This window comes from Planctomycetota bacterium (assembly GCA_035384565.1).
Lineage (GTDB): Bacteria > Planctomycetota > PUPC01 > DSUN01 > DSUN01 > DAOOIT01.
In genome coordinates, this window is the sequence record DAOOIT010000019.1 from 70897 (window position 1) to 91797 (window position 20901).

Annotated in this window: 14 protein-coding genes; 3 read left to right on the forward strand and 11 right to left on the reverse strand. The window is 66.5% G+C overall.

The window, feature by feature from the left end; translation table 11 throughout:
- Nucleotides 1-9 precede the first annotated feature (9 nt).
- Entirely contained in the window at nt 10-2202 is a 2193-nt protein-coding gene (locus PLE19_09315; GenBank protein ID HPD15138.1) for a glycosyl hydrolase family 28-related protein, read from the reverse strand.
- Between the two features lie 149 nt (nt 2203-2351).
- Between PLE19_09315 and PLE19_09320 the strand changes: the two genes are divergently transcribed.
- Together PLE19_09320 and PLE19_09325 are read left to right on the forward strand one after the other, a co-directional pair.
- Nucleotides 2352-4571 carry a M60 family metallopeptidase gene (locus tag PLE19_09320; GenBank protein ID HPD15139.1) on the forward strand — a complete coding sequence of 740 codons (2220 nt, stop codon included), beginning with the start codon at nt 2352-2354 and terminating at the stop codon, nt 4569-4571.
- Nucleotides 4572-4584: 13 nt separating this feature from the next.
- Nucleotides 4585-5946 carry an SGNH/GDSL hydrolase family protein gene (locus PLE19_09325; GenBank protein HPD15140.1) on the forward strand — a complete coding sequence of 454 codons (1362 nt, stop codon included), beginning with the start codon at nt 4585-4587 and terminating at the stop codon, nt 5944-5946.
- A 170-nt stretch (nt 5947-6116) separates the two neighbouring features.
- Here PLE19_09325 and PLE19_09330 read toward each other — a convergent pair whose 3' ends face one another.
- Genes PLE19_09330 through PLE19_09340 form a run of 3 tightly spaced genes read right to left on the reverse strand, consistent with a single transcriptional unit; the run spans nt 6117 to nt 9838 of the window.
- Nucleotides 6117-8162, reverse strand: a complete 2046-nt coding sequence (locus tag PLE19_09330) for a beta-galactosidase (protein ID HPD15141.1) — start codon at nt 8160-8162, stop codon at nt 6117-6119.
- 30 nt (nt 8163-8192) lie between these two features.
- On the reverse strand, nt 8193-9059 hold the full coding sequence (locus tag PLE19_09335) for a carbohydrate-binding protein (protein ID HPD15142.1): 867 nt from the start codon (nt 9057-9059) through the stop codon (nt 8193-8195).
- Between the two features lie 53 nt (nt 9060-9112).
- Nucleotides 9113-9838, reverse strand: coding sequence for an SGNH/GDSL hydrolase family protein (locus PLE19_09340; protein ID HPD15143.1), 726 nt, complete (start codon nt 9836-9838; stop codon nt 9113-9115).
- 92 nt (nt 9839-9930) lie between these two features.
- On the opposite strand from PLE19_09340, the gene PLE19_09345 reads away from it, so the two are divergent.
- Nucleotides 9931-10938, forward strand: a complete 1008-nt coding sequence (locus tag PLE19_09345; protein HPD15144.1) for a hypothetical protein — start codon at nt 9931-9933, stop codon at nt 10936-10938.
- A 1363-nt stretch (nt 10939-12301) separates the two neighbouring features.
- Here PLE19_09345 and PLE19_09350 read toward each other — a convergent pair.
- From PLE19_09350 to PLE19_09380, 7 genes are all read right to left on the reverse strand, one after another.
- Complete coding sequence (locus tag PLE19_09350; GenBank protein HPD15145.1) at nt 12302-13837, reverse strand: glycosyltransferase family 39 protein; 1536 nt, start codon at nt 13835-13837, stop codon at nt 12302-12304.
- A 95-nt stretch (nt 13838-13932) separates the two neighbouring features.
- Entirely contained in the window at nt 13933-15318 is a 1386-nt protein-coding gene (locus PLE19_09355) for an FAD-dependent oxidoreductase (protein HPD15146.1), read from the reverse strand.
- Nucleotides 15319-15338: 20 nt separating this feature from the next.
- The gene (locus tag PLE19_09360) at nt 15339-16277 is read right to left on the reverse strand and encodes an NAD(P)-dependent oxidoreductase (GenBank protein HPD15147.1); all 939 of its coding nucleotides are present in this window, start codon (nt 16275-16277) and stop codon (nt 15339-15341) included.
- A 286-nt stretch (nt 16278-16563) separates the two neighbouring features.
- Nucleotides 16564-17610, reverse strand: coding sequence for an NAD-dependent epimerase/dehydratase family protein (locus tag PLE19_09365; GenBank protein HPD15148.1), 1047 nt, complete (start codon nt 17608-17610; stop codon nt 16564-16566).
- A 213-nt stretch (nt 17611-17823) separates the two neighbouring features.
- Nucleotides 17824-18657 (reverse strand): WecB/TagA/CpsF family glycosyltransferase, encoded by an 834-nt coding sequence (locus PLE19_09370; GenBank protein ID HPD15149.1) that lies wholly within the window; start codon nt 18655-18657, stop codon nt 17824-17826.
- Complete coding sequence (locus PLE19_09375) at nt 18632-19876, reverse strand: glycosyltransferase (GenBank protein HPD15150.1); 1245 nt, start codon at nt 19874-19876, stop codon at nt 18632-18634. Before PLE19_09375 ends, PLE19_09370 begins: the two co-directional genes overlap by 26 nt.
- A 4-nt stretch (nt 19877-19880) precedes the next feature.
- Nucleotides 19881-20901, reverse strand: a 1021-nt coding sequence (locus tag PLE19_09380) for a glycosyltransferase (protein HPD15151.1), incomplete at its 5' end; no start/stop codon positions are given.

Sequence of the window (20901 nt, forward strand, 5' to 3'; positions counted from 1 at the left end):
ACTCCTGATCTACTTCAGGGCAGACTTGACCACCACTGCCGTGCGCCCGCTGACGGTGAGGCGGAAGAGGCGCGCGTCGGTGGCGCCCAGAGGCGTGCGCGCGAGCGGCTCAGGATGGTGCGAACGGGTCTGTTCGAGCATGTCGCGGAGGAAGGCGTCGTCCCACTCGCCCGCGTCGTCAATCTCTTTTGCGCCGCCGCCTGGGGTGTACTGCACGCTGAGCAGACGGGCCGCACGGGCGCCCGCTGACTCGTTCGCATAGTACTCGCCGTTGCCATGCGCGCCGAGGGCGAGGAACTGCGTTTCCTTGCCGTCGCCCTTGAGGACGATGGCGGGCAGCGTCGCGGGCTCGCCTGTGAAGCAGCACCCGAGGAACGCGAGCCTGCCGCGGAAGCCCTCGACTTCAATGCCGGGCGCCACCTTCTTGCGGTTGTGCGCCACCACGGCGTTGTGCAGCGTGAACGTGCCGGCGTCGGTGCAGCGCATGAACCGCGGCTCGTTGCCCGACTCGTACCACATATCGCGCACAAGCAGCCAGCCGTGCTTCGAGACGTCGTAGCTGAGGCCGTTGTTGCTCGATGCGCCGCTGAAGATGAGCACCTTGCCGCCCTCGACGGGCGGCTGGCCGGTGCCGACGACCTTGACGCCGACCCCCTTGTTCGAGCCGTGGCCGAAGTCGCGCGCCACCACGTTCGTGCGGCCCAGGCCTTCGACGAGCAGGCCCACCTCGCTGCTCGATGCGAGCACCTGCTCGAGGAACACGCGGCCCCCCTGCTGGTCGCAGCCGGCGACGACGAGGCCGTCGGCCTCCTTGCCGCCGCTGATGCTCAACTCGCGCAGCGTGGCCCGCGACGGCCCCTGGAGCCGGACGACCGGCCCCTCGCCCTTGCCCGCCCACTCGAGGCGGGTGGCCGTGAGCACGCCATCGCCCACGAGCTGCACGTCGCAGCGCGCGGGGACGGTGAGCGTGGCCTCGATGCGGTACTTGCCCGCGGGCAGGTGGACGATGGGCCGCTGGCCGAGGAGGCGAGCGGCCTCGTCAATCGCTCTCTGGATCGCCGCGGCGTCGGCGCCCGCGGCGACCTCGATGACGGGTCGCGCCTTGCGCGACAGCGGCTCGGGAAGGTCGAGGAACCCCGGGGGCACCTTCTCACGCCGCGTCACGCGGTCGTCCAGCGCTCGGAAGCGCGCTCCATGCCGCACAGCGTCGTTATGCAGGAACGTGTTCCCCACCGAGGCGGCATGGGTGTGTTCGGCGAGCTTCACGGCCGGCCCCGCGTCGAGGAGAAACACGTTGTCCAGGAGCAGCACGGGGCCGCGGTTGCCGATCGTGATCGGCGAATCGGTGGTGTTGCCCTGGAAGGTGATCTGGGCGCCCGCGCCCTGCGGCCCGGCGACGAAGAACGCCTTGGACCCGACTGAGGTGTTGTTGCGGACGCTGAAGTACTGGGTGTTGCCGATGGACATGTCGGCCTCGGCGGAACGCAGGAAGACGCTGTCGTAGACGTGGAAGTGGCCCGCCCCGTAGCGGTTGGTGACACCCACGGCGCAATCGCTGAACTCGCAGTTCCAGATCCACCAGTCCAGCGAATTGAAGTTCTGGATGCTGATGCCCGCCTTCGAGCAGCGGAGGAACTTGCAGCGGTAGACGGCCGTCTCGGCGATGCCGTTCTTCATCCCCGCCTCGATGCCGAAGGCCACGTCGCGGAAGGCCAGGTCGGACAGCTCGTTGAAGGTGGTGAACGCCTCGCCGTGGCGGAGGGCGGTGAGGGCCCTGCCCGCGCCGTCGAAGGTCAGGCGCCCGATGCGGGCATACCAGGGATTGGCGAGGAACATCACGCCGGCGGGCGCACCGTCCCAGCGGATGGTCGTGGTGCGCGGGTCCTCGCCCAGGATGCTGATGCCGGTGGACTCGTGGTGTTTGGCCCGGAGCAGTTCGAGGGTGCGGGTGATGCGGTAGGTGCCGGCGGGCAGCCAGAGCACCTTGCGGGTGGCGTCCTCTTTGCGCAGGTCGTCGAGGGCTTTCTGAAGCGCGGCCGTGTCGTCGGCCTGGCCGTCGCCCACGGCGCCGTAATCGCGCCTGGCATCGGCCCAACTGGGGAAGGGGCCGGCGAATTCCTCATCGGTCGCGGCGAGTTGAACGGGCATGCACGATGAGGCGGCCAAAGCCAGACCAAGGCACGACAGGGCGGCGCGGACCACTTGCGGGCTCCTCGGCGAGATGAGGCGGCTTGCCACGACCCCGAGCAACCGGTAGACTCAGGGATGGGCCGTCTGAAGCATGGCACAAAGAAAGAGAGGAATCAACCCTGAAACCCAACCTCGTTCGTTCGTGGGGCCTTCTGTGGGCGGTGCTCGCCGGACTTCGGCTGGCGGGGGCCGAGCCGGCCGACTTGGAGGCGCTGCTGAAGGGCGTGACGGAAATCGTCGCGCCCGGCGCGGCCGTGGGCCCCGTGGCCGTGTTCGGCGACAAGGCATTTCCCGTGATGACAGGGCGGAACGGCAAGGCCCGCCTGCCTGTGCTCGCCGCGGCACGCTGGGGCAAGGGGCGGGTGGTGCTGGCCGGCCACGAGGGCCTCTACGGCACCACGCAGCGGCCCGACCAGCGCCAGCTCATCGTGAACACCGCCACGTGGCTGGCCGGCGACCGCCCGAAGCCGATCCGCGTGCTGGTGGTGGACCACCGCCAGGTCGCGCCCGTGCTCAAGGAGGCGGGCTTCGAGGTCTCGGTCCTCGGCGTGGGGCAACTCGCCGACAGCCTGCCGAAGGCCGACGTGTTGTTCGTCAGCGGCAACCAGTTCACGGCGCCCGACCGCGGGCCGTTGCGCGACGCGGTGGCGGCCTTCATCGAGGGCGGCGGCGGCTACTTCGACGGCATCCCCGGCTGGGGCTGGCAGCAGCTCAACCCGCGCCTGTCGCTGCCCAACGACCACGGCGGCAACCGCCTGACGGCGCAGATGGGCCTCGTCATCGCCGATGGCATCGTGGGCAACACGGGCAAGGAGGGCTTCCTGGCCGACCGGAGCGGGCTCGACCTCACCCACGCCGGCCGCGCCCTGGCCGCCCTCGAGCGCCAGGCGAACGACGGCCCCAAGCTGTCGAAGGACGACCTTGCGCAGGTGGGCGCTACGCTCACCAGCGCGTGCGCCGCCGTGCCGGACGGCGACACGCTGCTCCTGCCGAAGCTCCATGCCCTCATCGCGAAGCAGGGCGAAGCCGCCGTGCCCATGCCGAAGCAGCCGCTCGGGCTCGACAACCCCATTGGGCGCATCGCCTGCGTGCTCCAGAACGCCGAGATGCGCCGTACCCCGGCCGAGAAGCTTAAGGCTCATCCCGCCGCCGCCGGCTTCCCAGGCCCCGTGCCGCCCGAGGCCAGGCGCGTCGAGAGGACCGTAACTGTGGACACCGCGGTGCCCGACTGGGCGAGCACGGGCCTCTACGCCGCGCCCGGCGAGGCCCTCGAGGTCACGCTGCCGCCCGAGGCGGCCAAGGCCGGCCTGGGCCTGCGCATCGGAGCCCACACCGACCACATCTGGGGCCACGACCGCTGGAGCCGCTTTCCCGAGATCAGCTATGCGACCGCCCTCACGGCGCCGACGACGCGGTTCGGCAATCCCTTCGGCGGCATCGTCTACATCACCGTCCCGCGCGGCTGCAAGCTCGGCCGCATCGAGGTCCGCATCAAGGGCGCCGTGGAAATGCCGTACTTCGTCCAGGGCGAGACGCCGCTGCACCTGTGGCGCACCGAGATCCGCAAGCGCCCCGCGCCCTTCGCCGAGTTGGCCACCCGTAAGATCATCCTCATCATCCCCGCCTCCGTCGTGCGTGGCCTCGACGACCCGGAGGCCCTGATGAACGTGTGGGACGCCGGCCTCGACGCCATCGCCGACCTGGCGGCGATGCCGCGCGACCGCGAACGCCCCGAGCGCATCTGCTCCGACCAGCAGATCAGCGCCGGCTACATGCACTCGGGCTATCCCATCATGACCTTCCTCGACGTGCCGCCGACCATGGTGGACCGCGACAAGCTGGTCAAGGGCGGCGCCAGCACCTGCTGGGGCTTCTGGCACGAACTCGGCCACAACCACCAGAGCGGCCACTGGACCTTCGGCGGCACGGGCGAGACCACCGTGAACCTCTTCAGCCTCTACTGCTGCGAGCGCGTGAGCAACGAGCCGGTGGCGAAGAACTCGTGGCTCAACCCGCCCCAACGCAACAAGACCGTGGCCAAGTACTTCGCCGACGGCGCGAAGTTCGAGGACTGGTGCCGCGACCCCGCCCTGTCGCTGATGTTCTACGCCCAGCTCCAGCAGGCGTTCGGCTGGGGCGCCTACCAGCGCGTGTTCGCCGGCTACCGCGCCGCGCGGTCCGGCGATCTGCCGCACAACGACGACCAGAAGCGCGACCAGTTCCTCGTGCGCTTCTCGCGCGAAGTGGGGCGCGACCTCGGCCCGTTCTTCACCGCCTGGGGCATCCCCACCAGCGAGGCCGCCCGCAAGTCGCTCGCGGGCCTGCCCGTCTGGCTGCCGCCCGACTTCAAGAGCGGCATCCCCTTCACCCTCGACCCTTGAGCAGGAGGCCCGAATGCCTCAGCCCTGGATGTGCGCGATGCTGGCGTTGGCCGCGATCGCCGCGACCGCGGGCGAGTACCCAAAGCCTAAGCCGCCCGCCGACACGGCGGGCTATGGCCAACACATTCAGCGCACGATGACGCTGCTCGCCACAAGCACGCCCGAGAAGCGCCACAAGGTGCGCATCCTCTTCTACGGCCAAAGCATCACGGTGCAGCCGTGGTGGAAGCGGGTCGAGGCCGACCTGCGCCGCCGCTTCCCCCATGCCGACCTCGAGTGCGCCAACCTCGCCATCGGCGGCTTCGCCTCGCAACTCCTCGTGCGAACCGCCGAGTACGACCTCTATCCCTTCTACCCCGATCTGCTCATCTTCCACGTCTACGGCCACCACGTGCGCTACGAGGACATCATCCGCCGCACCCGCGAGCGCACGACCGCCGAAATCCTCATCCAGACCGACCACGTGACCAAGGAGGCCGAGGACGACTGGACGAAGAAGATGAACTACACGTTCCTCCCCGCCTACGCGGCGAGATACGGTTGCCAGCTCAGCCGCATCCGCGAGTCGTGGAAGCAGTACCTCGCGGACCGCGCCCTCAAGCCCCAGCAACTCCTTCGCGACGGAGTCCACCTCAACGAGCATGGCGAGTTCCTGATGGCCGAGCTGGTCAATCAGGAGCTCGTCTACCGCCCCGACCTGCCGCAGGACGAGTGGAAGGGCCTGGTGCGCGACTACGCGGTCGGCGACGACGTGAAGTGGGAGGGCGACCGCCTGACACTGGAGTTCGAGGGCAACCGCGTGGTCGCTCTCGCCGAGCCGACCGGCGGCGGCAAGTGCCGCGTGCTTCTCGACGGCAGGAGGCCGAGCGAGTTCCCCGAGCTCTACTACCACGCCCGCCCCACCGGCACGGCCAACATCGGCTGGCCCGCCATCAAGGCCATCGGGCACGAGAAGCCGCTCGTGCTCGAGGAGTGGACCGCCACGTGCACGGGCTTCAACGACGCGGCCGATGAGTTCCGGTTCAGCGTCGTCGGCTCCGTGACCGGCCCCGACGGCGAGGGCACGGCGAAGGAGCGCTTCGTCTCGAAGTCGGGCCGCATCGTCATCCAGCCCGACGACTGGGTCTTCGCCTACGACCGCAAGGTGTCGAACAAGCCCACGCCCGACGGATTCAAGGTCCGCTGGCGGGTCCTCCCGCTGTTCCGCGACGAGTTCGAGGCCCCCACGCTCGGCGACTACTTGGGCCAGGAATTGCCCACGACCCTCGCCCAGGGCTTGCCCAACACACGGCACAAGCTCGAACTCGTGGGCAAGGCGGCCCTGAAGGCTATCCGCATCTACAAGCCGCCGATCCGTGCGCAAGCGGAGCCGTAGCGATGGAGCGCTAGCCGCTGCCGCAGGCACTCCCTCTCGGACAGGCTGGGGGGCGTTTCCTGCCCTGTCCGCTCTGGCCTATCCGCCCCATCGGTCCTATCCGTCGCATGGCGTTGCCTGCGGCCAGAATCGCAGGCGTCGCAGCCTCACGCGGATTCCTGGACAGGCTCCTAGCCGAGCACCATCACGCCATAGGCGGGCAGGGTGGCCTTGCCGCGCACGCGCTGGCCCGTGAGCAGATCGGTGAAGCGGGTCCGGCCCAGCGTCACCGCGGCCTCGTTCGGGGCGAAGTTCATCAGGAAGATGAACTGCCGCTCGCCGTCGGTGCGGACCTGAGCGCTGACGCCCTGGGGCAGATAGGCGTCGAGAGCGCGCAACAGGTCGAGCTGGTCGGCCAGGGCGCCATAGAGGTCGCTGAGGAACCGTTCGTCGTTGCGCGAGGCGACATAGAAGGCCCGCCCTTTGCCAACCTTGTTCACCGTGAGCGCAGGGCGGCCGGCGTAGAAGTCATCGCGGTAGGTGGCCAGCACCCTGGCGGTCTCGGCGTGGATGAGGGCGCAGAGCTGCCGGGCCTCGTACTCGCCGCTCAGGCCGAGGCCATTCCGCGCGATCGGCACGACATGATTGCGTTCGCTCTCGTGGATGGAGTCGATCTCCTCGTCCCAGATGCCCAGGAGTTCCCGGAGCGGGCCGGGGAAGCCGCCGAGGAAGCACAGGTCGTTCTCGTCCACGATGCCGCTCCAGTAGGTGGCGACGAGGGTGCCGCCCTTGGCGACGAAGTCGGCGAGCCGCTCGGCCACGCCGGGGCGGACCATGTAGAGCATCGGGGCGATGACGAGCTTGTAGCGGGCGAAGTCCTGCTCCATGTCGATCACGTCGGCGGGGATGCCGCGGCGCCAGAGCTGGCGGTAGTGGGCGAGGCAGTCGGCCAGGTAGCCCTTGTCGCGCCGCAGGCACTGGGCGTCGGCGATGGCCCAGTTATTCTCCCAGTCGTAGAGGACGGCAGCGTCGGGGCGGACGGTGGTGCCGACGATGGGGTCGAGCCGCTCGAGGACCTGGCCGAGCTCGGCCACGTCGCGGAAGACGCGGGTCCGCTCGTGGCCGCAGTGGTCCACGACGGCGCCGTGGAACTTCTCGGCGGAGCCGCGGCTCTTGCGCCACTGGAAGTACTGCACGGTGTCGGCGCCGTGGGCCACGGCCTGGAGGGACGACAGGAGGTGCATGCCCGGCCGCTTGAGCTTGGCCACGGGCATCCAGTTGGTCATGCTGGGCGTGCTCTCCATGAGCATGAACGGCTTGCCGCCCTTCATCGAGCGGTTGATGTCGTGCACGAAGGCCACCTCGCAGGCAAGCTGCTCGTCGGGCCGCTCGCCGTGCCATTGGGGATAGCTGTCCCACGAGATCACGTCGAGGTGCGGGGCCATCTTCCAGTAGTTGAGGCCGGGGTAGGTGCCCATCATGTTGGTCGTCACCGGCACGTCGGGCGTGAGGCGCTTGAGCGGCTCGATCTCGGCGAGCATGAAGTCGGTCGTCTGGTCGGTGACGAAGCGCTTCCAGTCGAGGTTGAGGCCGTGCACGCTGCCCTCGCCGATGGGGCTGGGCGGCTCGACCTGCGACCAGTCGGTGTAGGTGTGGCTCCAGAAGGCGGTCCACCAGGCGCGATTGAGGGCGTCGAGCGAGCCGTACTTGCCGCGGAGCCAGGCCCGGAAGGCGGCGCGGCAGAGCTCGCAGTGGCATTCGCCGCTGTACTCGTTGGAGAGGTGCCACACGAGGAGGGCGGGATGGTCCTTGTAGCGTTCGGCCAGCTTGGTGTTGATGATCCGCACCTTGTCGCGGTAGACGGGCGAGGTGAGGCAGTGGTTGTGGCGGCCGCCGTGCAGGTTGCGCGTGCGGTCGGGGCGGGTGCGGAGAACCTCGGGATACTTCTGCGAGAGCCAGGCGGGCCGGGCGCCGCTGGGGGTGGCGAGGACGGCGTAGGCGCTGTTCGCGGCCAGCTTATCCATGATGGTGTCGAGCCAGGAGAAGTCGAACTGCCCCTCGGCCGGCTCGAGGCGCGCCCAGGCGAAGATGCCCACGGACATGGCGTTGCAGTGGGCCAGCGTCATCAGGCGCATATCCTCGTCCCACACCTCGGGCGGCCACTGGTCGGGATTGTAGTCGCCACCGTGGAGGAAGTGGGGGCACTTCGGATTGATGGGCGGGTAGCGGTTGGGCATCACAGGTCCTTTCGTTGTGGACGGCTCGCGTCACTGGACGGAAGCGGGCGGCGCGTCCTTGCCCCAGACCTCGACCTCGGTGAGAGCGCACCAGCCGAGCGGCGGCTGCTGCATCAGATCGGTGAGCTGAAGCCAGGCGACCGCGCGCTTCGTGAACTCGAAGGTCTGCGGCTCGGCCTGCTTTCTGATCTCGATCTTCTCGCGGGAGCCGTCGGAGAACTCGACGGTCGCGGCGTGCCAGTGGCGGTCGTGCGGGAAGTCGGCGCGGATGTGCAGGACGAGCTTGTCCACCTCGACGGGGCGGCCGAACTCCACCTTCCACCACAGGTCGGCCCGCCTGTCCGGCCCCCACGACTGGTGGGGCCAGGGGCCGTGGCCCTTGTTCTTCGACAGGCCGTCAATGGCGTTGCGCGCCGCAAAGTCGGGCTCGTTGCGGCACTCGCTGTTCGAGGTGGCGTGCGGGAAGAAGGTGCTCGTGCCGCGCACGTCGTAGGGGTTGAAGGCCACGTTGCGGTAGGTGGCCAGGTCCTCCGCCGCGGCGGGCCGGGCCATGGCCGAGTGGCGGACGCCGGCGAACTGCTCGGGCGGGTAGACGCGCCGCTCGGTGCCCGAGGGGATCGGATACTCGACCACGCCCTGCGGAGCATAGACCAGGCACTGGGGCATCTTCTCGTTGAGGCGGACGACGAGGTGCTTTGGCCCCGTGATGCGGACGCGGTCGCCTTTGGCAAACTCCCGCTCGAAGGCCAGAGTGGCGATCCCATCGGCCGATGCCGCTCGTTGCGCGACGACGGCGCCCGCCGCATCCAGCACCTCGATCCCCACAGACCGCGCCGCCTCGCCGGCCCAGGCCGCGGCCGCCGCGAGCGCGGCAACGAAGATTCCGCGTGCGCGCATGCACGCCCTCCCCCTGGCTCCCCGCTTCCTTTCCTGCATTCCCGGCTTCCTCATCATTTCTCCGCCGCTGGCTTGCCCAGGGCTTTGAGAATGTGGGCGACAACCTGCCTGGCCAGCTCGACCGAGCCGCTTCGCATGAAATGCACGTTCCTCTCCATCTGAATCGCCTTCTCGTCCTTGAACTGGCTCGCAAAGGCGTGAAGGTCGTTGATCGCCACGCCGTGCTTGTCCATCACCCGCTTCGCGGCGGCGTTGTATTTCACCTCGTCGCCCGGCACGCGGCCCTGGGCGCCCTCGGGCACCGGCGTGGTCGAGGCCCAGATGAGCTTGGCTCCCGTCTTCTCGAGGCGGGTGACCAATTCCTCGAGGTTCTTCTCATACTGCCCCACGGGCACCTGCTGCGTGCCGCGGTCCACCGCCACGAGATTGCCCCGCTCATCTGCATACTTCAGATCGTGCAGGCCGAAGTTGAAGTGGATGACGTCCCACTTGCCGCTCCCAAGCCACTGGTCGAGCTCCTGGAGGCCCGTCGTCGTGGAGCCGCAGTTGGTCGGCGGCCGATGCACATTGGCCTGGCCCTTCAAGAGCGCGCGCACGGGCAGCGTGTAGCCAATGGAGATCGAGTCGCCGATCAGCAGCACACGCGGCAGGCCCGGCTCATCCGGCACAGGCTCGAAAGCGGGGTCCACGCGACGCTTCTCCTTTCCCCCCTCGGCGGCCGCGGCGGGCATCGCCGCAAGACACACGGCCGCCAGGGCCATAGGCCAGAGCCGACTCATCTTCCTGCCTCCTGTCGAATGGAACATTTTCTCAGCCGGAAGCAGTATAATGAGAGGGGCGGAGATTGCAAGAGCGCTGCAAGGAGAAGCGAATGCGCACCCGCGGGGCCGGCCTGCTATGGACCGCCGTGCTGGCAAGCACAGCCGCTGCCGGCACCGCCAAGCTCCCCCAGGGCGACGCCGGCATCGCGGCGAAACACCCGGGCGACGCAGGAATCGAGAAGCACCCCGACGTGGTGTTCGTCGAGAACTTCGAGGCCCCGTCCCTCGACGCCCTCAAGGGCCGCTGGAACCAGGTCAACGACAAGATCACCTCCCTCTCCAGCGACGTGCCATCCGCCAGCCGCGGCAAGAAGTCCATCCTCTTCACCCACATCGGCGGCCAGGGCGAGGGCGGCCACCTCTACAAGAACTTCAAGCCCGGCTTCGACCAGCTCTTCCTCCGCTTCTACGTCAAGTTCGACAAGGACTGCGGCCAGATCCACCATTTCATGCACCTCGGCGGCTACAACCCGCCGACGCCTCACCCCCAGGGCGGGGCGGGCACCCGCCCCAAAGGCCACGAGCGCTTCACCACCGGCATCGAGCCCTACGGCAACGCCTGGCAGTGGGACTTCTATAGCTACTGGATGGACATGCGCGGCAGCCCGCCGCGCGGGCAGTGCTGGGGCAACTCGTTCCTCGGCGACGCCAAGCCGCCCGTCCCCAAGGGCCAGTGGCAATGCATCGAAGTCATGATGAAGCTCAACGACGTGGGCGACTCCAACGGCGAGCAGGCCCTGTGGGTGGACGGCAAGCTCGCGGGGCACCTGGGCAAGGGATTTCCCAAGGGCAAGTGGACCTTCGACCGGTTCCTCCCCGGCCAAGGCGGCGAGTGCATCCGCTGGAACGACCAGAAGGGCGACCGCGAGACCTTTCGCGTCGCCCAGGGCGGCGAGCCCTTTGAGGGCTTCCGCTGGCGCAACACCGACGCCCTCAAGCTCAACTTCCTCTGGGTCCTCGTCTACATCACCAAGACCCCCCAGGGCCACGAGAGCAAGGTATGGTTCGACGACCTCGTGCTGGCCCGCAGCTACATCGGCCCTCTGAAGCCCCGCTGACGTACAGCGGCCGAAGGACAGCTAGAGCTCACCCGCGTTCGGCGCCCCGGCCGTGGCCGCCGGTGGGGATCGTGGGGCGGGGGCTGCTGCGCCAGCCAGGTCCGCCCCATAACCATCTATGCCGCAACACTTTACGCTCCCAGGCCATCCCCCCTCCCATGCTTGCTCATCGCGCAGATGAGCGAGTATGGCCGGAGCCGCAGGAATCGCCCATTCTCGGCCATCCACCCATGCTGTATCACTTCCCACCTCACAGGGTTGATACAGCATGGACAGGCTGCGCCCACCAGGCACTCGGCACAGCCTCCCCGAGGAACCCCCGGGTCCGCGACGAGCGGCCACACCCACACCTATGTCCCAGGCCAGCCGAGCCACGACCGCCCAACCCGGGGGGCGTAACTGGCCCTGGAGCATCTGGCGCCGGACTCACCACGTCGCCTCCGAACACCCGGACCCGACGCGCACTTCGCAGCGCGCCGCCCCCAAATGACCGAAGGGCAGGGAGCTGTCTGGCAGCCCCCTGCCCTTCCGCACACACCCCATCCCTCGGCGGCGCCCGCCGCCGCTCGGGTCCAGCCCTTGCCCCGCACCACGACGCCCCTTGGCGCAGGGCAAGGGCTACGCGCAGTCTCTGCGCGTCATCACCGTCCAAACAACTCCATGTTGCCGGGGACCGCCATGCCCAGAGGAATCCGCCGGTGAGGCAACCCATCCAACGATGACGGCGGGTCAGCCTGGAAAAGCTCCATGTTCCGCGGAGCGCTCATCCCAAGCGACGGCGTCTCCCGACGCCACAGGGCATCCAGAGAGGACTGAGAACTCAGCCCAAGGTACGTGGACGGGTAGAGCAACGCACGCGTTCTCGGGTCCTGGTAGCCATACCTGAGGTCTGCGCCGGGGTTCCTGGAGAGCCCATAGCTGCTCGGTGGCGGCGTCCATCTCTGGCCGACTCCCCCCGAGGACAGCGACCCATTCCCTGATGAACCGAGACTGGGCGACCGGGCAGCCAGGCTCAGGGGCGCCTGTAGCGCGGATGGCGCTTGAATGGCGGCGGTCCGGTTAGGGTAGTAGCTGCTGATCCCGACGGTCCCAGGTTCCGCCCGCCCCCAGGCCAGCAGCGACAGCCCAACACAAATGAGCGTGACCTTGTGCATCGGGTTCACCTTTCCACGCGGGTCTGATGCAAGCCCACGCGCGAGGCGCGGAGACCGCATGTCGGTGCCCGTTGACGGGCACGAGCCTTTCTGGGCGCCACCGGAGATCATGCCTGCCTCAGCCTCCTTGACTGCCCAGGGCCGAGCCATTGCCCCACCTGCGCCTTGCCAGGCCGTTGCCCGTGATTGGCGACCGCCCAGGCTCTCCCTCATTCCGGTTTGCCGGCGACCGGTTGAACGCTGATACGGTAGACTGAAAGAAGTTCGTTCCTGTGCACAAGCTCAAAGCACTCGGGAGAGTCCACAGCAACCTTGCGAAGGCGCCAATCGGGCCCAAGCGCACATGGCGTGTTGGTCACGACGAGGAACTCGCACTTGGATTCGACGACGCGCCGGAGTGGCGCGCTGGTGTCTTCGGTGCGCAAGCGCAATTCGGTGGTCTTGCGTCTGGTAGAGAAGTGCACGATGTTGCCGAAATGGGTGCAGACCCTGGCGGCCGGAGCCATGTGGTCCCGTGCCCAATGGCCCGCTTCCTCCAAGGATGCCACGCACCGAGCGACCGCCTGGAGGTCACGAGGCCGGATCACCAGTCCCCACCACGCCGAAGCCGCAAGCCCCCAGACGAGCATGGCGGACCCGGCCAACACAGGCAGAGAGCGGAACAGGCGCGGAGCGCGCCCCCTTTGGCCCGCCCACTCCGCAAGAGCCATCAGGGTCAGATAGCCACAGTAAAACAACAGCGGCACGATCGGCATCGCGTACCGCATGTCATGATGCGGCTCACCGGACGGATCAGGCCCCAGGATCAGTGCAAACATCGCAAAGTACGCGCACAGATAGGCCTCGGCGCACCCCCTGAGTGCCCGCATCCCTTTCACAATGCCAGGCACAATCACGAGAGCAAGGAATGCTGCCGCAAAGCCTGTCGGCACATGCCACCCACTTATCCCGAAAGGAGCCGCAGCCCACTCACGCAGGCGAAGCCCCACAGCGGCCATGACATAATGCACACTTCGTGCCTGCGTCAGGTGGTACCCAGCATACGATGCTTGGCCAGGCAGCGCCCACCCCCTTAGGACCCAGAAAACAACCGCTCCAGACCAGACAACGCACAACAGTCCTCCTGCGATCCAGCGGAAGCGGCCTCGGGGCATCCGCCCCCGAGCGAAAAGCACACCGTAGAGCGCCGCTGGAATGAGCACGACGCCCCGGAGGCTGGTGTAGATGGCGGCCAACCCCAGCACTGTGGCGGCCATCCATCCTGCTACCGACAATCTAGCCGACCTCAGCTCTCGCTCTACATACCACAATGCGGCAAGCGACAGGAACGCGTAGGGCATGTCCGACAATGGTCGCGAGGAGTTCTGCACGAACAATCGGTTCGTGGCTGTGAGCAGGACAATCGCCAGCGCCGGCCAGAACCCGGCCCTTGCCTTCACGAGGCCGTACACCGCGAGCAGTGCGCCGACACCGCACACGGCGCTCACAGCCTGCATGGCCCAGAAGTTCTGCCCCAGAGCGAGGCGGACAGCCGCCAGCATCAGAGGATACCCGGGGGGCACCATGGCGTGCGGGGCGAAGTTGAACGTATAGCCTTTCCCCTCCACGAGCGAGCGGGCGAGGCCCATGTACAGTGCGCTGTCCGGTGTAAGCTGCCAGATCCTCGGTACAAGGGCAAGGTACAAGGCAGCGATGGCCAGAAAAACTCCGATGAGGTTCCGCCTTCCGGGCGATGTGAGTGCCATGCATGCGTTCCGTGGCCAGAGGCCGGTGAGTCGTCGCGAAACTTCGCCCCCGGGAGACAAGGGAACCGCAGGGTGGTCTCCTGCCCCTTGCCCTGTCAGGCCCACATCCTATCGTACCATGCGGCGGGTGACCCCGTGCTGCCAGTGGCGAACTCGGCAGCTTCAATGCCCATCAGCATGGAGTCGTGAATATCGCAGTTGAGGAAGAGCCCCTCTCTCCCGAAGGTGAGCAGGTTCGGTACCCCCCGTAGCGCGCTAAGGACGGCATCCAGGTTCCGTTCGAACTCCAGGTCGTAGATGGGATACGCTTCCGCGAGGCGCAGAACACAGATACCCTCCATCGGCTTCTCGGGAAAGAGCCCCGTGGCTCGGGCTTCCTCGGCGGCGAGTTCATAGAGGGCTTGATCAGGTGTCTGCCAGAGCTGATCGCCCTCGTTGCACGAGAGCTCGAACGCGAGGGCTGTGCGACTCGCAGGCGCGCAGAGCCTACCCAGGTTCTTCTGCTCCGCGACGCGGTTGAAGCGAAACTTCGGGTCTAGTAGGTATACCCAGTGCTGGGGCATGACTGTCGGGAGGTCGACAGCCAGATTCACAAGCATCAGACTGCGGAAGCGGAGAAGGTCCGCTGCCCGCTGCGCCGTCGCATCGAGTGGCGGGGCAACAGCTCTCGCTAGAGCAGCGATAGGAATGGTTGACAGCACCCAGTCGGCGCGGGCGACAAGTGGCCCATCGGGGCTTCCAGCCTGGACCTCAGCTGCCTGACCGCCTGCAAGGCGTACCGTATTGACGACCGCATGCAGATGGATGGTGCCACCGGCTCCAACTATCTCATTGCGCAACGCATCGAAGAAGGCACCGATCCCGCGCTCAGGGTAGAAGAACTCAGTCCAGTAGGTCTTCTGCTCTTCGCCACGGCCGCCCAGAAGCTTCAGGATGATGTCGCGAAGGGTGAGCTGCGAGAGCTTCTGTGCCGCCAGCTTTGCCGATATCTGGGAAGGTGGCATCCCCCATACTCGGCGCGTGTACTGACCGAAACAGAGCTCGTAGAGTGTCCGTCCAAACCTCTTGATGCCCCATGCCTCGAATGAGTCTTCGGGCCTCTTCTTGAGGAGGTCTGTGAGCGAGCCCCAGCAGTAGTCGAATAGCATGCGCGCTGCCAGAGCCTTCGGCAGACCGCGGAGTACTTCGTAGAACTGGAACGGGTAGTGGAAGCGCTTGCCACCCAACAAGACCTGCTGATCAATCCGCTTCGGTGGTTGGCGGTGGTGGAGGACCTCGCGCCATAGCGCATCGACACGGGTTCCTCGAACGTGATAGGCATGTGGCCCGTAGTCCAGGCGGAACCCATCGGCTTCGAAGGTTGCCGACTGGCCCCCGACGCGGCCTTCGCGCTCGAAGACGGTTACCTCGTGGCCATCCTGCGTCAACCGCCAGGCCGCAGCTAGCCCCGCAGGCCCTGCCCCTAGAACTGCGACGCGCATCATGTGGCTCCTTCGTCCGTTCAGCTTTCCAGTCCGGCGTGCTCCAAGATGAACCTGTGAAGGCGGTGCAGTCCATCCTCCAGCGGTACGTGGGGCACGAAATTGTACAACTCGGCCACGCGCGCCGGAGAGACGCGGAATCGATGGTGTTCGGCGACTGCCCCCTCGTACGCGATCTGGACATCCTCAACACCGAAAGTGCGGGCCGCTGCTCGGACCAAGTCGTTCAGCGTTAGCGGCATGCCGATGCCGAAGTCAACCGTCAAGTCTGATGGCTCGCCAGTGAGCATGGCAAGGAGTCCCCGGACAGCGTCGTCGATGTACATCGCGTCGATCCAGTTTTCCCCGTCGCCGCGGAGTTTGAACTGTCGTTGCCGGCGCACACCGAATGCCTCCACAAGCCTCGTATAGATCTTCCGTGGCGGCTCGTACGGGCCATAGGCGCCCATGAACCGCACTATCACATAGCTCCCGACACTTCCTCTCTGGCGGAAGAACTCCACGAGACGTTCTGCGGCAAGCTTGGCAACCGCATAGGGCAAGGTCGGGCGCAATGGCCGACTCGGTCCTACCACTCCTGTCAGCCCTTCGTACACCGCGCCAGATGAGACAAGGACGAAACGGTCCGACTTCACCCGTTCACAGAGTCGCGCGAGTGGGAGCGCGGTGTAATTGAATTCCTCGGCAGGGTGAGCAATGGACCACGTTGGGTCGCTGCTTGAGACCAAGTGTAACACAGCGTCGACCCGCCCACCGACAAAGCATGATAGCGCTTCAGCGCCTTCAGGTGTCCCCAGGTCGCAATGGAACGGTTGTACATGGTTCAGTCCATTTGCCTCAATGAAGCCCACAAGATCTCCCCGCCGGCACCACGTCCCCACCACATCCCATGACCGGGGACAGGCCATTAGCACGTTGCGCCCAACAAACCCGGATGCTCCTGCGATCAGGACTCTCACAGATGCTCACCGTAGATAGGACTAATGGGGTTCCTGCACGTCCATGCGGTGATGATGGTAGAGGCGCCACGGGCACCCTCAGCGATCCGTCGGATGCTGGCGGCACTCGACGCATGGCCAGGTTGGCACCGAAGCCGAAGGAGAAAACTGGCATCTCACTGGAATCGCAACGCCAGTTGGCGCCTCCGAGAGCACCGCTATACCACGCGTGTCCTTCACGGTGGAGCGCGCCAACCAGGTCCACACAGGCCTGGTCCGTGCATGTCGACCTCACACGAGAGATGCTCTAGCGCGAAGCAGCCCGAGAGGAGCCCACATCGACAGGGGCTCCGAGGCATCCAGTTCGCTCGCTTCGGAGGACAGCAGCCTGCAACCCATCAGCAAGCTGAGTTCTGTAGTACTCCGCCGTACGCAAGATGCCTTCCTCCAGGTCCACCTTCGCTTCGAAGCCCAGCACCTCCTTGGCCTTCCTCACAGAGGGGATGCGAAGCTCGATATCGGCATACTCCTTGCGCGCAAAGACAATTGGCGACCTCGATTGCAGGACGCGAACAACTGTGTTTGCCAAACCATAGATCGTGACTACGGCTCTCTGATTCCCAATGTTGAAGCATTCGCCTACCGCCCTAGGATGTCCCATGGCCACCAGCACAGCCTCAATCATGTCGTCAACATAGCACCAGGCCCGAATTTGTGTACCGTCTCCGTGGACCTCGAGGGGCTCGTTCCTCAACGCGCGGAGGACGAATGTCCGCATTGCGCCTTCACCCACCTGGCCAGGGCCATAGATGTTGAAGGGTCTCACGACAGTGGTCGGGAGCCATTTCTCGTTAAAGTAAGAGATAGCGAGATGCTCCTCAGCGAGTTTGCTTACTGCATACGTCCATCGGGCCTCCCCGACAGTCCCTGTAACCGCGCCGTCGTTCTCCTCGGAGTTGAAGGCCTGGGACCCGAAAACCTCGCTCGTGGAGAAGCAGACCACCCGGTCGCACCGCGCCAATTCGGCCGCCGCGGCTAGAACATTCGCCGAGCCAATCATGTTTACCCTCATGGTGGTCACTGGGCTCTTGCTGACTGTCGGGACACCCGCAATGGCGGCACAGTGCACCACGATATCGGCCCCTTGCATCGCCTTCCTCAGGCCATCGAAGTCGAGCACATCACCTCGCACCACTCTGAGATTCGGGGCATCCGCGAAAGCCCTGTCCTTCAGGGAGTTCCTGGACATATTGTCGAAAATGATCACCCGGTTCCTCTCAACCAGTCGCCCGGCCAGAGTGGAACCGATGAACCCGGCGCCGCCCGTGATGAAGATCGTTCTGCCCTCGACCATCATAGCTCCTCCAACTTCAGGTTGGGGCACACCGCCGTCACATCCACCCTCGCGCCACAACAATGGCCCGAGCGTGCACTCCCCCGTGAAACCGCTCAGTTCCCTCTCTTGCGCCCGGCTGCGAACCAGCACTGGGTGCCTCAACTTCAGGGAGGCCGCTTGCGCAAACCGCCCAGGTTTCCCGCCTCCGCAAGCAGGCCGTTCAGCCCGGGCTCAGCGGCAGCCACCATCAGAGCCGGGCCCAACGTGCCGCGCGAGGCCACGCGCGGCGCAGGCGCGCGCGAAGAGCAACAGGGCAAAGGGCACTCCCTGGACGAGGTAGCGCGTAGCCAGTCGCCGCGGTTCCTGCGCCAGACGGTGCACCCACTCGAGCCCGGCCAGTTGCATCCATCGGGGGGCACGGCGAACTTGGCCGCCCAGAAAGCTGAAGCTGATGCCCACCCCGAGCCACCAGGCGCCAGGCAAGCCGCCCCGCAGGCGACCGATCAGCCGCTCCTGCTTGGGCGAGCCGAGGCCTACGTAGACGATGTCGGGCCGTGCGCGAAGCAACCGCTCTTCGATCGCCCCCATCTGGTCGGAAGAGCCTTCGAACCCCATTGGGGGGCAGTCCGTCCCGACCACCTTGAGGCCCGTGTAGCGTTGCTGGAGGCGAGAGGCCGCCGCCACGGCCGAGCCCGCAGCGCCGCCGAGGAGGTACACCGACCGTCCTTCCCGCGCAGCCGCAGCGCTGAGACTTGAGATCAGGTTCGAGCCCGCGACACGTTCCGGCAGCGGCGTGCCCTGAAGGCGGCTCGCCCAGACGAGCGGCATCCCGTCGGCCACCATCAGGCAGGCCCCCTGGCAGAGCCGAGCATACTCGGCGTCGCGCACGAGGCGGCGCAGGTGGTCAAGGTTCACCGTCACCACCCACCCCCCTCGGCCCGCCTTCAGCCGCTCGAGGATGAGGGACACGCATTCGGCCTCGCGGACAGCGTCAAGCCTGACGCCACACAGCGTCACGGCAGGCAATCCGGGGGCCAGTCTACTGGCCAGTTCTGCCGTCGCCATCTTCCACCCGTGGGTAGCAGGCCTGTGAGGCGGGGCAGGCGTCCCGTTCGGTGCGTAGCCAGGTTTTCTGGCGGTTGATGAGGAACGCCAGGTAGATCGGCACTTTCCAGGCTACATAGACCGGGACGCGAAGGAGGACACGCAAGGGGATGATCTCTCGCCCAAAGCGCCCCCACGCCATGAGCACGGCGCCGGCGAGCATCGCCCCGCTCACCCCGAGCAGCGCTGCCGGCCACGGGCTTGCCCCGAGCAACCATGCGACCAGTGCGCCTCCCGCCGCCACAGTCCACGCAAGGAGAAGCAGGGACAGGGGGGGGACCGCGAGGTCAAGGGCCATGGCGAGCAGGTCCCCTCGCCGCTGCTTGAGGGCTTCGCGGAGCAGCCGTGGCGTCTGCCTGAGCAGCGTCTGAAGGTGCCCGTGTTCCCACCGGGTCCGCTGCGACACCGCGGCGGTTTCCTTGCCGGGAAGTCGCCCCTTCACCAACGCCTGGGGGCAGAATCGGGGCGGGTGTCCCGCGATGGCAAGGTCGAGGCCCAGTTGCATGTCTTCCACTATGCTGCCGCTCGCCAACGGCGCCCTAGCGGCAACTGCCCACGGCATGGCGACGCCCATCGTCAGCGGGCAAGGGAGCCCGAGCGCAGCGAGGCCAGTCGGCCTGACGAGGTTCTTGATGGTGAAGGCAAGGCAGGAGATGCGATCGCGTGGCGCGGGATCGAGCGGTGGATCGAGCAGATTGACCGCTTGAGCCGGGCATCCGGTGGACCATGCCGCACGCACCAGACTTACCAGCGCGTTCGGATCGACCTGCGTGTCTGCGTCCAGGAGCACCACTACATCAGGCGGATCATCTCTGAGGTAGTCAATACCGTACGCCAGTGCATAGCCCTTGCCCCGCCGCTCCGGGTCATAACGCTCGATCACGGTAGCGCCCGCTCGGCGCGCTGCCTCAGCCGTCCCGTCGGCGCAGTTGTCTGCCACCACGAGCAGCCGGTCCTCCCGGGTCAGTTGAGGAAGCAACGATGAGATCGTCGCCCCGATCCCGGGTTCCTCATCGTGGGCAGGGATTAGCACGGCAACGGATGGCCGCGGCGCCTCGGGGCGGTCGGCACTTCGCCTTCGCAGCAGCACGGCGGCAGCGCACTCCAGAAAGAGAACGGCGACCGGGATGAGCAGCCCGACTGCCAGTCCGAGGAGGAGGAGGTTGACCGCGAGATGCACGCGTCTATTCTCCGCTTTTTCCCGTCGTGCCATCACGGAAGAGCGCCGCGAGCTTCGTCGCTTCCTTTCGGACGTCGTGCAGTTCGGCCACGCGGGCGGCGCCGGCCCTGCCCATGGCCTCAAGTCGGTTGGTCGGCGAGCTCAGGGCCTCCCGCAGCGCTTCGGCCAACCCGTCAACAGAGGCTGGGTCCACCAACCAGCCGTTCAGGTCGTGCTCAACCAGTTCCCCAACGCCGCCTACCCGCGTCGCGATCACAGGCCTGCCAAGAGCCATGGCCTCCATGAGCACTACAGGGAGACCTTCGGCGAGGCTCGGCAGAACAAGAGCCCGAGAATTCCGGATGGCATGGCGCACGTACGAGCTATCCTGGTTGCCGCTCAGTGTTACGCTGTTCGTGAGGCCCAGTTCGCCTATCCTCGCCGCGATTCCCTCCCGAAGCGGCCCGTCACCAATCATCGCCAGATGGATGTCCACCCCGTCGCTAGAGAGCCGCCTCACGGCTTCCAGGAGCAGAGGAATGCCTTTCTCGGCGCAGAACCGCCCCACAAACACGAATCTCGGAGCTTCCGGCACGGGAGTGATCGTCGCGCTGAGGAATTCCGGGGCCACGCAGCAGCGCACCAAGTACATGCGCCCCCACGCCTGCTCTGGCGTGAAGACCATACACTGGCTCATGGAGTAGTGGCTGACGCAGGCTGTGAACCGAGACCGGGCGATCTTCTCCCCCAGGGCCCATCGGCGTGGGTGGAAGAAGATATAACACCCATGTATGGTCATGCTATATGGGATGCCACTGATGCAGGATGCAAGCATGGCGACTGTCGCCGAGTTCTCACCGAAATGGTTGTGCAGATGCTGGACCCCGGCCAACGTCATCAGACGCGTGAGCAGCATCGCCTCCAGCAGATAGGCGAAGTGCCTGGCCCGCCCACGGAGCCCCGGTTCGCCAGTGCGCCACATCAATGCGATGTAACCGTCCGGTGAAGCACATCTTTCCAAGTTGAGGCCAGTGTGCGATGATAGT